At 70.8% G+C, this 18,738-nt stretch carries 18 protein-coding genes and 1 pseudogene; 7 read left to right on the forward strand and 12 right to left on the reverse strand.

What is annotated here, in order from left to right; all coding sequences use genetic code 11:
* From AC1DOC_RS04775 to AC1DOC_RS04785, 3 genes are all read right to left on the reverse strand, one after another.
* Positions 1-589, reverse strand: a 589-nt coding sequence (locus AC1DOC_RS04775) for an ATP-binding protein (protein ID WP_478129470.1), incomplete at its 3' end; no start/stop codon positions are given.
* A 110-nt stretch (positions 590-699) separates the two neighbouring features.
* On the reverse strand, positions 700-1,743 hold the full coding sequence (locus AC1DOC_RS04780; RefSeq protein WP_436037325.1) for an ABC transporter substrate-binding protein: 1,044 nt from the start codon (positions 1,741-1,743) through the stop codon (positions 700-702).
* Between the two features lie 57 nt (positions 1,744-1,800).
* Positions 1,801-2,718 carry a LysR family transcriptional regulator gene (locus AC1DOC_RS04785; RefSeq protein ID WP_478084591.1) on the reverse strand — a complete coding sequence of 306 codons (918 nt, stop codon included), beginning with the start codon at positions 2,716-2,718 and terminating at the stop codon, positions 1,801-1,803.
* 98 nt (positions 2,719-2,816) lie between these two features.
* Here AC1DOC_RS04785 and AC1DOC_RS04790 point away from each other — a divergent pair, with 98 nt between their 5' ends.
* Together AC1DOC_RS04790 and aqpZ are read left to right on the forward strand one after the other, a co-directional pair.
* On the forward strand, positions 2,817-3,827 hold the full coding sequence (locus AC1DOC_RS04790) for a zinc-dependent alcohol dehydrogenase family protein (protein ID WP_436037329.1): 1,011 nt from the start codon (positions 2,817-2,819) through the stop codon (positions 3,825-3,827).
* A gap of 174 nt (positions 3,828-4,001) precedes the next feature.
* Positions 4,002-4,718: an aquaporin Z gene (gene aqpZ / locus AC1DOC_RS04795; RefSeq protein WP_026284076.1), complete on the forward strand. Its 717-nt coding sequence runs from the start codon at positions 4,002-4,004 to the stop codon at positions 4,716-4,718.
* A gap of 3 nt (positions 4,719-4,721) precedes the next feature.
* On the opposite strand, the gene AC1DOC_RS04800 is transcribed toward aqpZ, so the two are convergent.
* From AC1DOC_RS04800 to AC1DOC_RS04820, 5 genes are all read right to left on the reverse strand, one after another.
* Positions 4,722-5,060, reverse strand: coding sequence for a hypothetical protein (locus tag AC1DOC_RS04800; RefSeq protein WP_018905125.1), 339 nt, complete (start codon positions 5,058-5,060; stop codon positions 4,722-4,724).
* Positions 5,061-5,171: 111 nt separating this feature from the next.
* Entirely contained in the window at positions 5,172-6,575 is a 1,404-nt protein-coding gene (locus tag AC1DOC_RS04805) for a sensor histidine kinase (RefSeq protein ID WP_478081464.1), read from the reverse strand.
* Between the two features lie 126 nt (positions 6,576-6,701).
* Positions 6,702-7,118 carry a winged helix-turn-helix domain-containing protein gene (locus AC1DOC_RS04810; protein WP_478129471.1) on the reverse strand — a complete coding sequence of 139 codons (417 nt, stop codon included), beginning with the start codon at positions 7,116-7,118 and terminating at the stop codon, positions 6,702-6,704.
* 86 nt (positions 7,119-7,204) lie between these two features.
* Positions 7,205-8,326 (reverse strand): winged helix DNA-binding domain-containing protein, encoded by a 1,122-nt coding sequence (locus AC1DOC_RS04815; RefSeq protein ID WP_478081462.1) that lies wholly within the window; start codon positions 8,324-8,326, stop codon positions 7,205-7,207.
* Positions 8,327-8,336: 10 nt separating this feature from the next.
* Positions 8,337-9,158 carry a pseudouridine synthase gene (locus AC1DOC_RS04820; RefSeq protein ID WP_015867735.1) on the reverse strand — a complete coding sequence of 274 codons (822 nt, stop codon included), beginning with the start codon at positions 9,156-9,158 and terminating at the stop codon, positions 8,337-8,339.
* A gap of 148 nt (positions 9,159-9,306) precedes the next feature.
* Here AC1DOC_RS04820 and AC1DOC_RS04825 point away from each other — a divergent pair, with 148 nt between their 5' ends.
* The 4 genes from AC1DOC_RS04825 (at position 9,307) to AC1DOC_RS04840 (ending at position 12,740) form a co-directional block, all read left to right on the forward strand.
* Positions 9,307-10,446: an MGDG synthase family glycosyltransferase gene (locus AC1DOC_RS04825; protein ID WP_478129472.1), complete on the forward strand. Its 1,140-nt coding sequence runs from the start codon at positions 9,307-9,309 to the stop codon at positions 10,444-10,446.
* Positions 10,443-10,934, forward strand: coding sequence for a hypothetical protein (locus AC1DOC_RS04830; RefSeq protein WP_028254081.1), 492 nt, complete (start codon positions 10,443-10,445; stop codon positions 10,932-10,934). Before AC1DOC_RS04825 ends, AC1DOC_RS04830 begins: the two co-directional genes overlap by 4 nt.
* Positions 10,931-11,509, forward strand: a complete 579-nt coding sequence (locus tag AC1DOC_RS04835) for a dual specificity protein phosphatase family protein (protein ID WP_478081459.1) — start codon at positions 10,931-10,933, stop codon at positions 11,507-11,509. Before AC1DOC_RS04830 ends, AC1DOC_RS04835 begins: the two co-directional genes overlap by 4 nt.
* A 100-nt stretch (positions 11,510-11,609) precedes the next feature.
* Positions 11,610-12,740: a zinc-binding dehydrogenase gene (locus tag AC1DOC_RS04840; RefSeq protein WP_478081458.1), complete on the forward strand. Its 1,131-nt coding sequence runs from the start codon at positions 11,610-11,612 to the stop codon at positions 12,738-12,740.
* Positions 12,741-12,887: 147 nt separating this feature from the next.
* On the opposite strand, the gene kdpE is transcribed toward AC1DOC_RS04840, so the two are convergent.
* Together kdpE and AC1DOC_RS04850 are read right to left on the reverse strand one after the other, a co-directional pair.
* A complete protein-coding gene (kdpE, locus tag AC1DOC_RS04845) occupies positions 12,888-13,580 on the reverse strand; it encodes a two-component system response regulator KdpE (RefSeq protein ID WP_478129473.1) in 693 nt (230 codons plus the stop codon).
* A 4-nt stretch (positions 13,581-13,584) separates the two neighbouring features.
* Positions 13,585-16,347 (reverse strand): DUF4118 domain-containing protein, encoded by a 2,763-nt coding sequence (locus tag AC1DOC_RS04850; protein WP_478129474.1) that lies wholly within the window; start codon positions 16,345-16,347, stop codon positions 13,585-13,587.
* 129 nt (positions 16,348-16,476) lie between these two features.
* Here AC1DOC_RS04850 and AC1DOC_RS04855 point away from each other — a divergent pair, with 129 nt between their 5' ends.
* A complete protein-coding gene (locus tag AC1DOC_RS04855) occupies positions 16,477-17,850 on the forward strand; it encodes an MFS transporter (RefSeq protein WP_478084595.1) in 1,374 nt (457 codons plus the stop codon).
* A 36-nt stretch (positions 17,851-17,886) separates the two neighbouring features.
* Here the strand turns inward: AC1DOC_RS04855 and kdpC are convergent, their stop codons facing one another.
* Positions 17,887-18,468: a potassium-transporting ATPase subunit KdpC gene (gene kdpC, locus AC1DOC_RS04860; protein ID WP_478084597.1), complete on the reverse strand. Its 582-nt coding sequence runs from the start codon at positions 18,466-18,468 to the stop codon at positions 17,887-17,889.
* A 13-nt stretch (positions 18,469-18,481) separates the two neighbouring features.
* A pseudogene (locus tag AC1DOC_RS04865) lies at positions 18,482-18,738 on the reverse strand (potassium-transporting ATPase subunit B); the annotation flags it as partial.

Raw genomic sequence — 18,738 nt, forward strand, 5'->3', positions numbered from 1 at the left:
GCTTGAGCTTCCAGGCGTTGAGGTATTCGTCGGCGTCGTCGCGCAGGTGCAGCGTGATGCGGGTGCCGCGCTCGGGGCGCGTGATGTCGGCCACCTCGAAGTCGCCCGCGCCGCCGCTCGTCCAGCGCACGCCCTGCTCGGGCGGCAGGCCCGCGCGGCGCGATTCGACCGTGATCTTGTCGGCCACGATGAAGCCCGAATAGAAGCCCACGCCAAACTGGCCGATCAGCTGTGCATCGGCCTTCTGGTCGCCGCTGAGCTTGCTCACGAAGTCCTTGGTACCACTTTTGGCAATGGTGCCGAGGTTCTCGATGGCCTCCTGGCGCGACAGGCCGATGCCCTTGTCGGTGATGGTGATGGTGCGCGCGGCCTTGTCGAAGGAAAGCCGCACGTCCAGCTCGGTCTGGTCTTCATACAGCTCGGGGTGGTCGAGCGCCTCGAAGCGCAGCTTGTCGCAGGCGTCCGATGCGTTCGAGATCAGCTCGCGCAGGAAGATTTCCTTGTTCGAGTAGAGCGCATGCGTGACAAGGTGCAGCAGCTGCGCGACTTCAGCCTGGAACGGGAGTTTCGTGTTGGAAGAATCAGCCATGGGAAGAGAAGAAATATCGAAGCCAAAAAATTCTAAGCCGGGCGGCCTTGACCGCACGCCCGACTCGCCAACTCTGCGAGTTGGGGCTTTCGCCCCGAAAAACAATAGGCCTACCGGGCCTGCGATTCCACCTCGCGGGTCCAGCGGTCGATCAGCCGCTTGCGCTCGGCGGCCCTGCCGTATTTCTCGAAGTCGTACTTGATGAGCTTCACGTCGCTCATCGAGGGAATGCGCGCATCGGGCTTGAAGGTCTTGTTGGCGGGCGACTGCAGGCTGCCGACCTGCCCGCCGATCGCCTGGCCGGCCGGGCTCATGAGCCAGTCGTAGTAGCGCTTCGCATTCTCCTTGTTGCGCGCGCCCTTGACCAGCGCGATGCCGCCGACCTCGTAGCTCGTGCCCTCGCAGGGCGCGGCCGTCTTGACCGGGAATTTGTCGTACCGCCAGCGCTCGAAGCCGAAGATGAAGCTCACGCCCACTGCCACCTCGCCCTTGGCCACGTTGGGCGCCTGCGCCTGGCCGCTGCGGGTGTAGCTGGTGACGTTGCGGTGCAGCTTCTTCAGATAGTCGAAGGCCGCGTCCTCGCCCATCTGCTGCACCAGGCCCGCGATGATGGTGTAGGCCGTGCCGCTGGAGGCCGGATGCGAGATCTCGATCTCGCCCCGGTATTCGGGCTTGGCGAGGTCGGCCCAGCATTTGGGCTCGTGCAGCTTCTTGCGCCTGAGCAGCTCGGTGTTGAAGCCGAAGCCGATGGCGCTGGTGTAGAAGCCGCCCACCATGTTCTGCGACATCGCGTACTGGCGCACCGACCAGTCGTGCAGGTCGTTGATGTAGGCCGGCCGGTAGGCTTCGAGCAGGCCTTGCTCGGCCGCCTGCAGGAACGGGTCGCCGGTGCCGCCCCACCAGATGTCGGTCTTGGGATTGGCGGCCTCGGCGCGCAGTTGGGCGCCGATCTCGCCGGTGCCCTTGTGCGCCTGCTGCACCCGGATGCCGGTCTCGCGCGTGAAGGCGGCGGCCGCGGCTTCGCACCAGCCCGCGTCGGTGCTGCACAGCGCATTCACCGTGCCCTCGGCCGCCGCGCCCGAAGCAAAAAGCAAGGCCATGGCGCCCGCGCAGGCGGCAAGGGCCGCGGCATTCCTCTGGACAAAGGGGCGCATGCGTTCTCCGGTGGATGAGTGGATGAAAGGCGACCCGAGGATAGCGGGCAAAGCCGCTCAGCGGGCCGCCAGCAGCGGCGGCAGGTGCTCGGCCAGCCAGTCGACCACCACGCGTGTCTTGTGCGGCAGGTAGCGGCTGCGCGAGCGGATCACGTTGAGCGCGAATCCGAAGGGCCGCGGCTCCTCGAACACGCGCACCAGCGTGCCGGCCGCCAGCGCATCGGCCGCGAGCCAGGCCGGCAGGCGCGCCAGCCCCATGCCGCCGATGGCGGCTTCGAGCAGCACCTCGGCGCTGTCGCAGCGCAGCCGCGAGGGCAGCACCACTTCGACTGGCCGGCCATCGGCGTCGTGGAAGCGCCAGGGCGAGACCTGCCCGTCGCGCGCATAGAGCACCGCCTCGTGCGACGGCGATGCGCCCAGCTCGGCCACGCTGCCCGGGCGCCCGCGCTCGGCCAGGTAGGCGGGCGCGGCGCACAGCGCCATCCATTGCACGCCAACCGGCCGCGCGACCAGCTCGGCGCTGTCGGCCAGCTCGCCGCTGCGGATGGCCAGGTCCAGACCGTCTTCGACGAGGTCCACGCGCCGGTCGTTGAAGGAAAGCTCCAGCGACAGCCCCGGATGCCGGCGCGCCAGCGCGAGCAGCAGCGGCCCGACCTTCAGCCGCCCCAGCATGGCCGGCATGCTCAGGCGCACCAGCCCGGCCGCGGTGCTGCGCGCGGCATCGGCCATGGCCTCGGCGGCGTCGAGCTCGGCCAGCACGCGCCGGCAGCGCTCGTAGTAGCCGTGGCCTTCCTCGGTGAGGCTCTGGCTGCGCGTGGTGCGCAGGAAGAGCCGCGTGCCCAGCCGCGCCTCGAGCCGCCCGATGCTCTTGGCCACCGCCGAGCGCGTGACGTGCAGCCGCTCGGCCGCGCGCGCAAAGCTGCCGGCCTCCACCGCGGCCACGAACTCTTCGATGCCTTGCAGGCGTGGACTCATTGGATACTTTCAGGCGCCATGACGTTGAAAATTATCCGCCACTGGATAGATCAACTCGCCAATAGCATGAAGGCTTCTTTTTTTGTGGAGGCTTTTTCATGCAGGCAAGCAGAACGCTCAGGCGCTGGCAACTTTCTTCCTTCGGCCGCGAGCAGCTCGAACAGGTGGCGCTGCCGCTGCCCACGCCCGGTCCGGGCCAGGTCCTCGTCGAGGTGGGCGCGGTGTCGCTCAACTACCGCGACTTGCTGATGATCCGCGACGGCATGGGCATGACGTTCGACCTGCCCTTCACGCCCGGTTCCGACATGGCCGGCACGGTGGTGGCGACCGGACCGGGCGTGCAGCGCCTGGCCGTGGGCGACCGCGTGGTCAACACCTTCTGGGGCGGCTGGATCGACAGCCACTGGCCGGCCGAGGCCGTGCCGATGGGCGGCCCCGGCCCGGGCATGCTGGCCTCGCACGTGCTGATCGACGCGGCCTGGGCCGTGGCTGCACCCGCCACGCTCGATTTCGCGCAGGCCAGCACGCTGCCGTGCGCCGGCCTCACGGCCTGGTTCGCGCTGGCCGAGACCGGCGCGCTGCGGCCCGGCCAGACCGTGCTGGTCCACGGCACCGGCGGCGTGGCGCTGTTCGGCGTGCAGCTCGCGCGGCTGCATGGCGCGCGCGCCATCGTGGTCACGGGCAGCGAGGAGAAGTGCGCGCAGACGCTGGCGCTGGGCGCCAGCGAGGTGCTGATGCGCGAGGGCGACTGGCCGGCCGAAGTGCGCCGCCTCACGCAAGGGCGCGGCGCCGACCACGTGCTCGAACTCGCGAGCGGGCCGAACCTCGACCGTTCGCTGCAGGCGGTGGCGCAGGGCGGGCGCGTGTCGATCATCGGCATGCTCGGCGGCGAGACGCTCAGCGCATCGTTCTACGCGATGGTGCTCGGCCGCGTCACGGTGCAGGGCATTGGCGTGGGCCATCGGCGCGCGCTCGAAGACCTGGTGCGCGCCGTCGACGCCAATGCGCTCGAGCCCGTGATCGCGGCGCGCTACGCCTTCGACGACGTGCCCGATGCGCTCGACCACCTCGCGCGCGGCGCCTTCGGCAAGATCGTCGTCGTGCCCTGACCACGCCGTTTAGCGGTTTGCGCAACGCGTGTCAGAAACAAAAGACCGCTCAACTGTGAACAGGTTCCGCCAGCTGCAACAACATGCGTGACGCATGCTGTTTACGTTCCTAGAATCCGCCCGCGCATGGCCCTGGGCCACGCAATTTTTTCAACTTCTGGAGGGATGGAGCAGATGGAACATAGCACCTACAAAAAGTGGTCGGCCGAGTTCATTGGTACTTTCTGGCTCACGCTGGGCGGCTGCGGAAGCGCGGTGCTGGCGGCGGCCTTTCCCAACAACCTGGGCATCGGCTTCCTGGGTGTCGCGCTGGCGTTCGGCCTCACGGTGGTGACCGGTGCCTATGCGCTCGGCCCCATCTCGGGCGGCCACTTCAATCCCGCGGTGTCGATCGGCCTCGCGGCCGCGGGGCGCTTCAAGGCCTCGCAGCTCGCGGGCTACATCGTCTCGCAGGTGCTGGGTGCAATTGCCGCGGCCGGCGTGCTCTACCTGATTGCCACCGGCAAGCCCGGCGCCGACATCGGCGGCTTTGCCACCAACGGCTTCGGCGAGCACTCGCCCGGCAAGTACGGCATGACCGCCGCGCTGGTGTGCGAGGTGGTGATGACCGCGGTGTTCCTGATCGTGATCCTCGGCGCCACCGCCAAGCGCGCGGCCGGCGGCTTCGCGGGCCTGGCCATCGGCCTGTGCCTCACGCTGATCCACCTGATCTCCATTCCGGTCACCAACACCTCGGTGAACCCCGCGCGCAGTACGGGCCCGGCGCTGTTCGGCCCGTCCTACGCGGTGTCGGAGCTGTGGCTGTTCTGGGTTGCGCCCATCGCGGGCGCGATCATCGGCGCGCTGATCTACCGCGCACTGCTCGCGAACAGCGACGCGACGACTGACTGATCGTCAGCTGCCGTTGGCCGACTGCACGAGCGGCAGCGCGGTCGACTGCCCGATCGATTCGGTGCCCGTCGCATGCGAGGCCGCATAGGCGCCGGCCTGCACGTCGGACACCGGCGTCGTCGAGTTCATGGCCGGCGCGCTGGTCGACTGGCCGATGGACTCGGTGCCGCTGGGCCGCGCGGCGGCCATCGCGCCGGCCTGCACCTCGGGGTTCTCGGGCGAGTTCATCTGCAGCGGGTGGTAGTCGGAGCCGTCGGTCGTTTCGGCCGATGCATTCACGGCACCGAGCGCCGCGAACGCGGCGAAAGAAGCAAGGGCAAGAAGCTTGGAGGAAGTGCGCATGGTGTGTGCTCCTGAGGGTTTGTCTCCGGCCGCGTGCCAGCGCGCGAACTGCGCGTGGCAGGGCCTGCATGCACTCTAGGCAGCCCGGCTGAGCGGGCCGTGAGCAGGAAATTAGCCCGGCGTGAGCGGCATTGATGCCGCAGGCAGGTGCACCCGTGCCAGCAGCCCCGGACTGCCGCCCTCTTCTGCTTCATCGCGGTTGCGCAGCTCGATCCGCAGGCCGTGCCGCTCGGCCGCGGTGCGCGCAATCGCCAGCCCGAGGCCGCTGCCGCCCACCGGCGCACCCGGCACGCGAAAGAAACGGTCGAACACGCGGCCGATGGCCGAGGCCGGAATGCCCGGGCCGTTGTCGAGCACGTCGACCACCGCATGCCCGTCGATCTCGTGCAGCCGCACGTCGACCACGCCGCCTTCGGGCGCATAGCGCAGCGCGTTGTCGATCAGGTTGTCGAACACGCTGCGCAGCTCGGCGGCCGGCGCCTGCACCACGGGCGCGATCGAGCCCTCGAAGCCGATGTCCACGCGCCGCGCATCGGCCAGCACCATCAGCTGGCTCACGCTCTCGCGCAGCAGGGTCTCGATGTCGACCGGCTCGCCCGGCATGGGACGCCCCGGCGCGTCCTGCCGCGAGAGGCTCAGCAGCTGCTCGATCAGGTGCTGCGCGCGCGTGACGCCGGCTTCCAGCTGGTTGAAGCGCTCGGTGGCTTCGCCCGCGGGCACGTGTGCGCGCAGGTTCTCGATCTGCAGGCCGATCGCGGCCATCGGCGTGCGCAGCTCGTGGGCCGCGTCCTGCACGAAGCGGCGCTGCGTGGCGAAGGCACTGCGCATGCGCGACAGTAGCTGGTTGAAGGCCTGCACCAGCGGCGCGATCTCGTCCGGCACGCGCGCCAGCGACAGCTCGGTGGGGCGGCGCTCGTCCTGCGAGGCCACGTCGCGCGCCACCGCGCGCAGCGAGCGCGAAGCCGCCGACACGATGAGCCACAGGATCAGCAAGGCCAGCGGCAGCAGCAGCGCGATCGGCAGGCCTTCGAGCAGCGCACGGCGCAGGGCACGGCGCCGGCGGTAGTCCTCGTTCTGCAGCACCTGCACGCGCGGCTGGTCGGCGCGCGGCCCGGCCTCGGCCGTGAACACGCGCCAGCGTGAGGGCGCGGGCGCATCGGCGCTCGCATCACTGAAACCCGGCTGCGGCCGCAACGGCACCACCGCCAGCGGTGGCCACGAGCTTGCGCGCAGCGTGCGGCCGTCGGCGCTCCAGAGCTGCACCACGAAGGCGCCGCGCACGAGGGCGGCGTTGCCGTCGAGCGGGCGCGGCGTGCGCGGCGGATCGCTGCCCGCATAGGAATCGGCCACCAGCCGCATCTGCTCGTCGAGCGCGTTGTGCACCAGGTCGCCATAGGCCACGAAGGTGAACCACGCCGTGAGCGCGGCCGCCACCAGGTGCAGCGTGACGAGCCAGAACAGGAGCTGCGTGCGCAGCGAGCGCGGGCGCCACCAGCGGCCCGGCACTGAGGTCATCTGAATACCTCCGTGCTTCGCACTGCGGTGCGAGCTCGCTTGGGGCGGCCCGGCGCCGCGCTCATCTGAATACCTCCGTGCTTCGCACYGCGGTGCGAGCTTGCTTGGGGCGGCCCGGCGCCGCGCTCATGCCGCCACGCGCCAGCCGAGCCCGCGCACGTTGCGGATCGATTCCGCGCCGAGCTTGCGGCGCATGCCGTGGATCAGCACGTCGATGGCGTTGCTGGTCACTTCCTCGCCCCAGCCGTAGATGCGGTTCTCGAGCTGCTCGCGCGAGAGGATGGCGCCGGGCCGCTCGAGCAGGGCGTGCAGCAGCGCGAACTCGCGCGCGGTGAGCGCCTCGCGCACGCCATCGACCAGCACCTCGCGCGTGGTGAGGTCCAGCTGCATGGTGCTGCCGCCGATCAGCGAATGCGCGGCGCCGTCGCGCCGGCGCACCACGGCCCGCATGCGCGCGAGCTCGGCCGACCAGCCCGCGCCCTCGAGCGCCTGCTTCAGGCTGCGCCCGATCATCTCGTCGTCTTCCACCAGCAGCACTCGCATCGCGTCGACTCCTTGGGCGGCAAGGTAGCACGCGGTCGGGATGACCGGTAGTGCCCTGCGCCGTGGCGCAGCGTAGGAGCGGAGTCTTAGGCGGGGCTTAGCACGCGGACCTCGTGCCGCCCGCCCTCGCCATCCGCCGCAAAGGCCAGCAGGCGCAGGGCCTCTTCCTCCACGCCGATCCGGCCGGCCTTCGGCCAGCGCGTGAAGGGCTCCAGCACCACCGCGGCCGCGTTGTTCTTCGCCGCGCGCTCGATCTTCCAGACGCCCGCGACGAAACCATCGAGCAGCACCGTGCCGCGCACGATGCCGTTGGCGGTGAACACGCGCGCGCGGTGCGCCTCGCTCATCACGCGGCTGCGGTCGGCGTGCGAGAGCAGCAGGTTGTCCCATTCGGCGACCAGGCGCGGCGGCGCGGGTGTGTCGGCGTCGGGACGCGTCGCACGCGGCAGGTCGAACAGCTCCTGCCCCTGCTCGCCGATGAAGCTGCGCAGCTGCGGCCGCAGGCGCTCGGCCACGGCCTTCCAGCCCGTGAGGCCCGACCATGCGCCCGCATCGGCCAGCGTGGCGGGGCCGAAGGCCGCGAGGTAGCGCAGCAGCAGCGCGTCCTGCGTGGCCGGTGCGGCGTCGGCAGCGGATTCGCCGAGCCACTGCGCGATGGGCTGCAGCCGTGCGCCCTGGTGCGCGTTCCAGCTGCCCGCGGGCGGCAGGTGCACCAGCGGCACGCTGTTGCGGATGAGTGCGGCGAGCGAGGCGGGCTCGCGGTCTTCAAAGCGCGCCGCCAGGGCCTGGCCGAGTTCGGCGCTGGTGAGCGGGCTTTCGCGCAGCAGCGCGAGGCCCGCCTCCACCACCGCCGCACGGTCGATGCCTTCGAGCGCCCGCGCGTGGCTGCTGCCCTTCAATCCGCGCTGATGCACGGGCTCGAGCAGCGGCCGCCAGGCCAGTGCATCCGATGCAGCCACCAGGTGCAGGGTCGCGCGCATCGCCGACATGCGCACGACGCGGCGCTGCTTCAGGGCTTCGGTCAGCTGCTCGCGGCGAAAGCCTTCGAGCCGGCTCCACAGGCCGATGTAGGGTGGGTTGGGCGCCTGCGCCTGCAGGCCCGCGAGCTTTTCGATGGCCTGCGCGGGAGCCGCCTTGCGCCGCTCCAGCAGCATCTGCCGCGCCAGCGTGGCCCGGTTCAATGCGCGCTGGTTCAGCACCACGGCCATCGGCGGCGGCTCAGAACTTCTCGTGCGGACCGAGGTAGCGCCACTGCCCGACGGGCAGGTTGCCGAGCATCACCTTGCCGATGCGCACGCGCTTCAGGCCCACCACCTTCAGGCCGACCAGCTCGCACATGCGGCGGATCTGCCGCTTCTTGCCCTCGGTGAGCACGAAGCGCAATTGCTCGGGGTTCTGCCATTCGACCCGCGCCGGCTTGAGCGGCTGGCCATCGAGGCTCAGGCCGTGGCGCAGCCTGGCGAGCATCGCCGGCGGAAAAACCGCCTGCACGTTGGTCGTGACAGGATCGTCGTCGTCCATGCGCACCAGCTGCCCGGTGGGCGCCGGCTGGCCCAGGCCGTGGTAGGCCACGCGCACCAGGTACTCCTTCTCCATCACCGAGTCCTCGCCGATCAGCTGGCGCGCGATGCGCCCGTCCTGCGTCATCACCAGCAGGCCGATCGAATCGATGTCGAGCCGCCCGCAGGGCGCCAGGCCGCGCAGCTGCTGCGGGCTGAAGAAGAAGCGCGCGTTGTCCTCGGCCCAGCGGTTCTGCGGCGTGAAGAGCGTCACCGCGGGCTCATGGCCGTCTTCGGCCTGGCCGCTCACGTAGCCGATGGGCTTGTTGATGAGGATGGTGACCTGGTTCGCCTGCTGGCCCTTGGCGGCCTTGTCGACCTCGATGCGGTCGGACGGCGTGACCTTCACGCCCATTTCGGCCGGCTTGCCGTTCACCTTCACCCAGCCGTTGGCGATCCATTCGTCGGCCTCGCGGCGCGAGCAGAGGCCGAGCTCGGCCATGCGTTTGTTGAGGCGGATCGGGGCGGGGGCGTCGGTCATGCGGGGGCGCGGTCGGTTTGGGGGCAGGCGGGTCACGCCCGGTGGAGCGGTGCGCAGCCGCATTTTCGCCGATGGCGGCCGCCCGCGGGATGTGTCGCAATGCATGGGGATAATGCGCGCCAATGGCCCGCCAGCGGCCTCCACCCGCATGACCAAGATACTGATCCTCAGCGTGAGCGCCGGCAACGGCCACGTGCGCGCAGCACAAGCCCTCGAAGCCGCGGTGCAATCGACCCCGCCGCACACGGCGGTCCACATCGACGCCATGGCCCATGTGGCCGGCGGTTTCCGCAAGGTCTACACCGACTGGTACATCCAGCTCGTGAACCGCGCGCCCGAGCTGTGGTCCTACCTGCACCAGCGCACCGATGCCACGCCGCACCACGCGCCTTCGCAGCGCCTGCGCCGCGGCATCGAGCGGCTGAGCACCGGCGCCCTCGTGCGCGAGATCCGCCGCGAGAAGCCCGACGCCGTGATCTGCACCCACTTCCTGCCCGCCGAGCTGCTGATGCGCGAGCGCAACCGCGGCCGCATCGACTACCCGGTGTGGCTGCAGATCACCGACTACGACCTGCACAACATGTGGCTGGTGCCGGGCATGGCGGGCTACCTGGCCGCAACGGAAGAAGTGGCCTTCAGGCTGCGCGCGCGCGGCATTCCCGAAGGGCRCATCCACGTGACGGGCATTCCGGTGATGCCGGCTTTTTCCGAACCCGATGCGCCGGCGCTCGCGCGCCATGCCTGCGCCGCGGCGCTCGGCCTCGACCCCGCGCGGCCGGTGCTGCTGATGGCCTCGGGCGGCGCGGGCGTCGGCGACCTGGCGAGCATGGTCGAGCGCGTGCTCTCGCTCGGCGGCGACAGCGGCCTGCAGGTGATTGCCGTGGCCGGCCGCAACGCCGAGGCCCACGGCAAGCTGCAGGCCCTGGCCGCCCGCCATCCGGGGCGCGTGGTGGCCATCGGCTTCACCAACGAGATGCACAAGCTCATGGCCGCGGCCGACCTGGTCGTGACCAAGCCGGGCGGCCTCACGGTGTCGGAATGCCTGGCGCTCGGCAAGCCGATGCTGCTGATCTCGCCGATTCCGGGCCAGGAAGAACACAACGCCGGTTTCCTGATGGAAGAAGGCGCGGGCTGGCTCGCCTACGACGCCATCGGCCTCGACTACAAGGTGGCGCGCCTGATGGCCGACCCCGCCAAGCTCGCATCCATGGCCCAGCGCAGCCGCGCGCTCGGCAAGCCGCGCGCGGCGGCCGCGGTGCTGCGCCACGTGCTGGGCGAAGCCGCATGACGGGCGCCGTGGAGAAGACGAGCGTGGCCCGCACGCTCGGCTACCTCGCGTGGGTGGTGGTGATGGCCTTCTTCTTTGCCAACGCCGAGATCCAGATCGAAGGCGGCGCCGGCTGGGCCACCTCGCTGCCTACCTGGCGCATCGAGAACAGCATCTGGCTCGACATCTTCTGGGGCGGGCGCGCCATGACGGGCTATCACGCCTGGGTCTTCACCTTCATGGTGCTGGTGTTCCTTGCGCCTCTGGCCTTCAACGGACGCTGGACCTGGCGCGACGCAGGGCTAGCCGTGGCGGGCCTGATCGTGTTCTGGGTCTGCGAAGACTTTCTCTGGTTCATCATCAACCCGGCCTTCGGCTGGGCCCGCTTCAATGCGGTGGATGCGTTCTGGCACAAGCACTGGATCTGGGGCGCGCCGGTCGACTACTGGGGCGGGCTGGCGGTGGCCCTGCTGATCCTGGTGACGCGGCACTGGCGGCGAGCGAAATGAGCGCAAGGAAGCACAAGCGCAGGCACGGCAGCGACGCCGCCGCGGCGCACGCCGCGCCGCGCCCCGGGCACTGGGCCGATCCACTCGACACGCTCGGGGTCGAGAACCTGCACCGCATCACGCCCACGCTGTACCGCAGCGCGCAGCCGCGCATTGCCAACGTGGCGGCGCTGAAGGCGCTGGGCATCCGCACCATCGTGAGCCTGCGCTCCTTCAACGACGACCGGAAGGTGTTCGCGGGCAGCGGCATCCGCCTGGTGCGCGTGCCGATCAACACCTGGTCGATCGACGACGCCAAGGTGCTGCGCGCGCTGGTGGCCATCCGCGAGGCCGAGAAGCAGGGGCCGGTGCTGATCCACTGCATGCACGGCGCCGACCGCACCGGCGTGGTCGCGGCGGCCTACCGCATGGCGGTGCAGGGCTGGGACAAGGACAGCGCGCGCCAGGAGATGTTCCGCGGCGGCTACGGCTACCACACGCTGTGGCGCAACATCCCGCGCTACATCGAGCGCTTCGATGCACAGAAGATGGGCCATGCGCTGGCCCATGCACCGGCGGTTCCTGCCGTGTCCTGAAGGCGTCTGCAGCTTTCGCGCACCGCTCCTATACTGGCCGCCCCGTGGCCCTGGGCCACCTTCGAACCTGCCTCTTCCACGAGGCACAAGGGGCTCATCCATGGCACTGCAACTGCGCTCCCTCATCCGCGCGAACGGCGAACTCGAACTCTCGCTGCACGACGAGCCGATTCCCGAACCCCAGGCACACGAAGTCGTGATCCGCGTCGAGGCCTCGCCGATGAATCCGTCGGACCTGGGCCTGCTGTTCGGCGCGGCCGACATGGGCACCGCCAAGGTCTCCGGCACGCCCGAGCGGCCGATCGTGACGGCCACCGTGCCCGAGCGCGCCATGCCGGCGATGGCCGGGCGGCTGGACCAGTCGATGCCGGTCGGCAACGAAGGCGCCGGCGTGGTGGTCAAGGCCGGTTCGTCCGCCGCGGCGCAGGCGCTGCTGGGCAAGACGGTCGCCGCGATCGGCGGCGCGATGTATTCGCAGTACCGCGCGGTGGCCGCGGCCCAGTGCCTGGAGCTGCCCGCGGGCACGGCGCCGGCCGAAGGCGCCTCGTGCTTCGTGAACCCGCTCACTTCGCTCGGCATGGTCGAGACGATGCGGCGCGAAGGACACAAGGCGCTGGTGCACACGGCCGCGGCATCCAACCTGGGCCAGATGCTCAACAAGATCTGCCAGAAGGACGGCATCGCGCTGGTCAACATCGTGCGCAAGCCCGAGCAGGAAGCGCTGCTGCGCGGCATCGGCGCGAAGTACGTGTGCAACGCGAGCTCGCCCACTTTCCTCGAAGACCTGACGCAGGCGCTGGTCGAGACCGGCGCCACGCTGGCCTTCGACGCCACGGGCGGCGGCAAGCTCGCGGGCCAGATCCTCGGCTGCATGGAAGCGGCGCTGAACCGCACCGCCAAGGAATACAGCCGCTACGGCTCGACCACGCACAAGCAGGTCTACATCTATGGCGGCCTCGATCGCTCGCCAACGGAGTTCGTGCGCAACTTCGGCATGGCGTGGGGCATGGGCGGGTGGCTGCTGTTTCCGTTCCTGCAGAAGCTCGGGGATGAAGGCGTGCAGCGCCTGAAGGCGCGCGTGGTGGCCGAGTTGAAGACCACGTTTGCGAGCCACTACACGCGGGAGGTTTCGTTGTTCGAGGCCTTGCAGCTCGATGCGATCGGGGTGTATGGGAAGCAGGCGACGGGGGAGAAGTTCTTGTTGAATCCGAACAAGGGCGTGGCGGCGTAAGTGCCGTTGCCCTCACCCCAGCCCTCTCCCGGAGGGAGAGGGAGCAACACACAGCCTGACGCCATGCCTTCGGTCTTGTCCCCTCTCCCTCCGGGAGAGGGCTAGGGTGAGGGCTCTGTGCCCCCAACAAAGCGCGGCCCCCACCAGCTAAACCACCAGCCGATACCCCACCGCAGTCTCCGTCAACAAATGCCGCGGCTGCGCCGGATCCGATTCCAGCTTCTGCCGCAGATGCCCCATGTAGATGCGCAGATAGTGGCTCTGGTCCGTGTGCGACGGCCCCCACACCTCGCGCAGCAGCTGGCGCTGCGTGAGCACGCGGCCGGCGTTGGCGACGAGCACTGACAGCAACCGGTACTCGGTCGGCGTCAGGTGCACCTCGGCGCCGGCGCGGCGCACGATGCGCGCGGCGCGGTCCAGCTCGACCTCGCCGAAGCGGAACACCGCTTCTGCCGCTTCGTCGCCGCCCGACGCGCGCGGCCGGCGCAGGTTGGCGCGCACGCGCGCGAGCAGCTCGCCGGTGCCGAAGGGCTTGGTCAGGTAGTCGTCGGCGCCGGCATCGAGCGCGGCGATCTTGTCGGCCTCGTCGCTGCGCGCGGACAGCACGATGATCGGCACGRCCGACCAGCCGCGCACATCGCGGATCAGCGACACGCCATCGCCATCGGGCAGGCCGAGGTCGAGCACCAGCAGGTCGGGCTGGCGCGTGCCGGCCGCCGCCAGGCCGTCGCGCAGCGTGCCGGCCTCGTGCACCAGCCAGCCCTCGGCCTCGAGCGCGCCGCGCACGAAGCGCCGGATCTGCGGCTCGTCCTCGATCACGATGGCGGTGGGCGATGGCATGGGTTCAGGGCTGGGCTTCTTCGGCAGTTTCCGGTGGCTCCCGGCGCGGCAGGGTGACCGTGAATTCTGCACCGCCGCCCTGCGCATTGGCCGCGGCAATCTCGCCGCCGTGCGCGCTCACCACGGCGCGGCAGATCGCCAGGCCCAGGCCCACGCCCGGCGTGGCCGATTCGGTTTGGCCGCGCGTGAACTTGTCGAACAGCTTCTGCTCGCGGCCCAAGAGGGCGGCGGGCAGGCCCGGGCCGTGGTCGCGCACCGTGAGCCTCAGCATGCCGGGCTCGGCCCGCGCGCCGACCACGATGGGCGGCGCGCCGTACTTGGTGGCGTTCTCGATCAGGTTGACCAGCACGCGCTCGATCAGCACGGCATCGAACTCGACCAGCGGAAGCCCGGGCTCAAGCGCGGTCTGCACCACGGTAGGGCCGAGCGCGGGGCGCGCCGCGCGGATGGCCGAGCCGACCACCTCTTCCACCGACTGCCAGTCGCGCCGCAGGTTCACCGCGCCGCCCGCGATGCCGCTTTCGAGCCGCGCCATGTCGAGCAGGTTGTTGACCAGCGCATGCAGCTCGTGCGCCTGCGCGACGATGGCGCGCGCCGCCTCGGCGTGCGCTTCGGGCGGCAGCGTCTGCAGCGATTCGGCGAGCGCGATCAAAGCGGTAAGCGGCGTGCGCACGTCGTGCGAGATGGCGCCGAGCAGCGCATTGCGCAGGCGCTCCGATTCCATCTCGACCACCGCCTGCTGCGCCACCTCCACATAGTGCACGCGCTCCAGCGCAATCGCGATCTGCCGGGCCAGCGTGTCGAGCTGCTGCGCCTGCTCGGGTATCAGCAGCCAGCGCGGCTGCGCCGGCGACAGCGCGAGCACGCCGCGCACGCGCATCGGCGCCTGCAGCGGCACGTAATGCCAAGGCTGCGCCGCCAGCGTGGCGGTGGCCAGGCCGGCGGGCTGGCCGTGGCGGAAGGCCCAGTCGGCCACCTGCGCATCGAAGCCCTGGGGCGGGTTCTTCGGCAGCACGAGCTGGTCGGCCGCGTCGGTGACCAGCACCAGCGCCTGGCCGCCGAAGTGGCCCTGCACCGCAGCGGCGCCCAGCGCCACCACCTGCGTGCTTTCGAGCGCGGCCGAGAGTTCGCGCGTGAGCTCGAACAGCGAGCGCGCGCGCCGCTCGCGGCTGGTCGACACGCCGGCCGCAAAGCGCAGCCCCGCCATCAGCTGTCCCACGAGCAGGCCCACGCCGAGCATGATCGCGAAGGTCAGCACGTACTGCACATCGCTCACCGCGAACGACAGCCGCGGCGGCACGAAGAAATAGTCGAACGCCGCCACGTTGAGCAGCGCCGCGAGCGCCGAAGGCCCGCGGCCGAAGCGCATGGCCACGCCGACCACGCCCAGCATGAACAGCATCACGATGTTGGACAGCTCCAGCACATGGGCCAGCGGCGTGCACAACAGCGTGAGCGCGACGCTCGCGGCCGCGGCCCAGGCGTAGCCCGGCCAGTGGACGGGTGCCTTCTCGTGGTCGCCGTCGTCGGCGCGCGTGGCGGCGATGGGCGCACGCGCCAGGCGGCGCGAACTGTCGGCGCGGCCGACCTCCATGATGTCGAGCGCGGGCGCGCGCCGGGCCAGCGCGCGCGGCAGCGGCATCGGCGTGGCGGGCCACCAGCGGCGCCAGCCGGTGGCCGGCTCCGGCCGCCCCAGCACCAGCGTGGCGCAGTTGAGCCGCCGTGCCTCGTCGACCAGTTGCTCGGCCACGTCGGAACCGGTGAGCACCGCGGTGGCCGCGCCCAGTTCCTCGGCCAGCTTGAGCACCGCGAGGATGCGGTCGCGCTCCTCGGCGGCGAGCCGCTGCAGCCGCGGCGTCTCCACATACGCYGCATGCCAGCGCACGTTGAGCTGGCCCGCGAGCCGCGCCGCGGTGCGCACCGTCTGCGCGTCGCCCTCGTGCGGCCCGACGCACGCGAGGATCGCGCCCGAGGTGTTCCAGGCCTGCAGCTCGCCGCCCTGCCCGTCCTTTGCGTTGCGCCCGACCGCGCCCGACTGCTCGACGCGCCAGCCGCGCACGTCGTCTTCCACATGCTCGGCGGTGCGGCGCAGCGCAATCTCGCGCAGCGCGATCAGGTTGCCCTTGCGGAAGAAATTCTGCGCAGCGCGCTCGGCCTGCTGCGGCAGGTAGACCTTGCCGGCCGCGAGCCGCGCCGCGAGCTCGTCGGGCGTGACATCGACCAGCACCACCTCGTCGGCTTCGTCGAGCACGGTGTCGGGCACGGTCTCGTGCACCCGCACGCCGGTGATGGCGCCGACCGTGCCGTTGAGGCTTTCCAGATGCTGCACGTTGAGCGCCGACCACACCTCGATGCCTGCGGCCAGCAGCTCCTGAACGTCCTGCCAGCGCTTGGCATGGCGCGAACCGGGCGCATTGGTGTGGGCCAGTTCGTCGACCAGCAGCACGGCGGGCCTGCGCGCGAGGGCGGCATCCAGATCGAACTCGGCGAGCCTGCGGCCGCGGTGGTCCACCTCGCGCAGCGGCAGCAACTCGAGCCCCGCGAGCAGCGCGGCGGTTTCGCTGCGGCCATGGGTCTCGGCCACGCCGATGAGCACGTCGCRCCCCGCGGCACGCTCGCGCTGCGCGGCGCTCAGCATGGCCCAGGTCTTGCCCACGCCGGCGCTGGCGCCGAAGTAGATGCGCAGCTTGCCGCGCAGTGCGCGCGCCTCGTCGCTGCGCAGTTGCGCGAGCAATGCGTCGGGGTCAGGGCGGGGAATGTCGCTCATCGGCCACGCAGGTTAGCGCATCGTCCGACACGCATGCCAGCCGCGCCCCGAACGATTCGCCCGGGGGCGAAGCATCGAATCTGCGGCGTCCCCAGAATGAACCACGTTGCAACCCGGAAGCTGCGCCCCATGAACATGGCCTCTCTCTTCAGCCCGGCACGCGCCGCCGGCAAGCGCCAGGGCCTGGCGCTCATCACGCTGTGCCTTGCCGTGCTGGTCGCACAGATCGACATGGCGGTGGTCAACCTCGGCACACGCCCCATCGGCGAATATTTCTCGGCAAGCGTCATCGCGCTGCAGTGGGTGCTCGACAGCTACAACCTGGTCTACGCGGTGCTGCTGCTCACCGGCGGCCTGCTGGCCGACCTCTATGGCCGGCGCCGCATCTTCATGGTGGGCGCGGCGGTCTTCACGGGCGCATCCCTGCTGTGCGCCATGGCGACTTCGGTCTGGCTGCTGGTCGCCGGGCGGGCGCTCGCGGGCCTGGGTGCGGCGCTGCTGATGCCCGCCTCGCTCGCGATCATCCGCGTGACCTGGCAGGACAGCGCGGAGCGCGGCCGGGCGCTCGGGATCTGGGCGGCATGCAACGGGCTCGCGATGGCCATCGGCGCACCGCTGGGCGGCGTGCTGATCCGCCACTTCGGCTGGCGCAGCATCTTTCTTGCGGTGATTCCGCTGGGCCTTGCCGCGCTGGTGCTGGCGCTGCCGTCCATTGCCGAGTCGTCGGACCCTGAAGACCGCAGCTTCGACGCCATGGCCCAGGCCTTCGGCGCCCTGGCGCTCGGCGGCCTGGCCTTTGCGGCCATCCAGTCGCACGATGCACCGCGGCTCGCCGCCGCCGCGTGGGTGGCGGCCGCGGCCGCCTTCGTGCTGTTCGTGCGTATCGAGCGCGGCAAGGGCGCCGCCGCGCTGGTGCCGCTCGACATCTTCGGCGTGCCGGCGTTCCGCGGCGCGATGGCCGCCACCATCGGCATGACCTTCGGCATGTACGGCGCGCTGTTCCTGCTGCCGCTGACCTGGCAGGGCACCGGCATGCTCGATGCCGCGCACGCCGGCCTCGCGCTGATTCCGATGTCGCTGGTGTTCGTGGCGGTCTCTCCGTTCAGCGGCCGGCTGGCCGGGTGGCTGGGGCCGCGCGCCCTGACCTGCGGCGGCGTGGCGGTGATCGGCTGCGGGCTGCTGCTGATCGGCCTGGGCGCGCAGCGCGCCTCCATCGTGCCGGCCGAGCTCGGGCTGATGCTCACCGGGCTGGGCATGGGCCTGGCGACCGGGCCGCTGATGGGCGAAGCCGTCGGCGCCGTGGATGCGGCGCGCTCGGGCACGGCCGCTTCGCTCATCAACGTTGCGCGCATCGCGGGGGCGACGCTCGGCGTGGCGGTGCTCGGCGCGGTGTACGCCGCGGCGCACGGCGGCCCCGGCGGGTTGCGCCTGGCGATGTTCTGCGGCGCGGCGATGCAGATCGGCTGCGCGGCCTTCGCCTGGCGCACGGCTCGCCCGCGTTGAACCGCGGCGGGGCTCGGCGGCCATGACTCCGTCTCCTCAGCGCGCCGCTGCCGAAGCATCGAGCGCGAGATTCAGCGCCAGCACATTGACGCGCGGCTCGCCCAGCCAGCCCCAGAGCGGCGCCTGCGTGTGGCTGGCGACCAGCGCATTCACCTGCTCGGGCGGCAGGCCGCGCACGCGTGCCACGCGCTGCGCCTGGTAGTGCGCGGCGGCGGGGCTGATGTCGGGGTCGAGCCCGCTGGCCGAGGCCGTGACCAGGTCCACCGGCACGGCCGCGGCATTGCCCGGGTCGGCGGCGCGCAGCGCCTCGATGCGCTGCTTGACCGCATCGGCCAGCGCCGGGTTGAGCGGCCCGAGGTTCGAGCCGCCCGAAGCACTCGCGTTGTAGGGCTGCGGCGCGGTGGCCGAGGGCCGGCCCCAGAAGTGCTTCGGATCGCTGAACTCCTGGCCGATGAGGCTGGAGCCCACGGTGGTGCCGCCCTGCACGACCAGGCTGCCGGCCGCCTGCGACGGAAACAATGCCTTGGCGGCGCCCGTGACGGCCAGCGGATAGGCCAGGCCCGTGAGCGCGCTCAGCAGTGCGAAGAGCACGAGCGCGGGACGAATGATGTTGTTCATGGTGAAGAACTCCTCAGACCAGATGGACTGCGACCAGCAGCCAGTCGATCAGCTTGATGCCGATGAAGGGAACGAGCAGGCCGCCGAGGCCGTAGATGGCCAGGTTGCGGCGCAGCAGCGCGGCCGCGCCCACTGGCCGGTAGCGCACGCCCTTGAGTGCGAGCGGAATCAGGAACACGATGACCAGCGCGTTGAAGACCACCGCCGACAGAATGGCCGACGACGGGCTCGCGAGCCGCATCACGTTGAGCGCGCCGAGCTGCGGATAGG

Source organism: Variovorax sp. 01T439_2, assembly GCF_056398445.1.

Coding starts and splice junctions, on each gene's coding strand:
- AC1DOC_RS04820 (WP_015867735.1), bottom strand. CDS start 9,158: ATGACCGACGCCCCCGCCCCGATCCGCCTCAACAAACGCATGGCCGAG.
- AC1DOC_RS04805 (WP_478081464.1), bottom strand. CDS start 6,575: ATGACCTCAGTGCCGGGCCGCTGGTGGCGCCCGCGCTCGCTGCGCACG.
- AC1DOC_RS04800 (WP_018905125.1), bottom strand. CDS start 5,060: ATGCGCACTTCCTCCAAGCTTCTTGCCCTTGCTTCTTTCGCCGCGTTC.
- AC1DOC_RS04785 (WP_478084591.1), bottom strand. CDS start 2,718: ATGAGTCCACGCCTGCAAGGCATCGAAGAGTTCGTGGCCGCGGTGGAG.
- AC1DOC_RS04780 (WP_436037325.1), bottom strand. CDS start 1,743: ATGCGCCCCTTTGTCCAGAGGAATGCCGCGGCCCTTGCCGCCTGCGCG.
- AC1DOC_RS04815 (WP_478081462.1), bottom strand. CDS start 8,326: ATGGCCGTGGTGCTGAACCAGCGCGCATTGAACCGGGCCACGCTGGCG.
- AC1DOC_RS04840 (WP_478081458.1), top strand. CDS start 11,610: ATGGCACTGCAACTGCGCTCCCTCATCCGCGCGAACGGCGAACTCGAA.
- AC1DOC_RS04835 (WP_478081459.1), top strand. CDS start 10,931: ATGAGCGCAAGGAAGCACAAGCGCAGGCACGGCAGCGACGCCGCCGCG.
- AC1DOC_RS04810 (WP_478129471.1), bottom strand. CDS start 7,118: ATGCGAGTGCTGCTGGTGGAAGACGACGAGATGATCGGGCGCAGCCTG.
- AC1DOC_RS04830 (WP_028254081.1), top strand. CDS start 10,443: ATGACGGGCGCCGTGGAGAAGACGAGCGTGGCCCGCACGCTCGGCTAC.
- aqpZ (WP_026284076.1), top strand. CDS start 4,002: ATGGAACATAGCACCTACAAAAAGTGGTCGGCCGAGTTCATTGGTACT.
- AC1DOC_RS04790 (WP_436037329.1), top strand. CDS start 2,817: ATGCAGGCAAGCAGAACGCTCAGGCGCTGGCAACTTTCTTCCTTCGGC.
- AC1DOC_RS04855 (WP_478084595.1), top strand. CDS start 16,477: ATGAACATGGCCTCTCTCTTCAGCCCGGCACGCGCCGCCGGCAAGCGC.
- kdpC (WP_478084597.1), bottom strand. CDS start 18,468: ATGAACAACATCATTCGTCCCGCGCTCGTGCTCTTCGCACTGCTGAGC.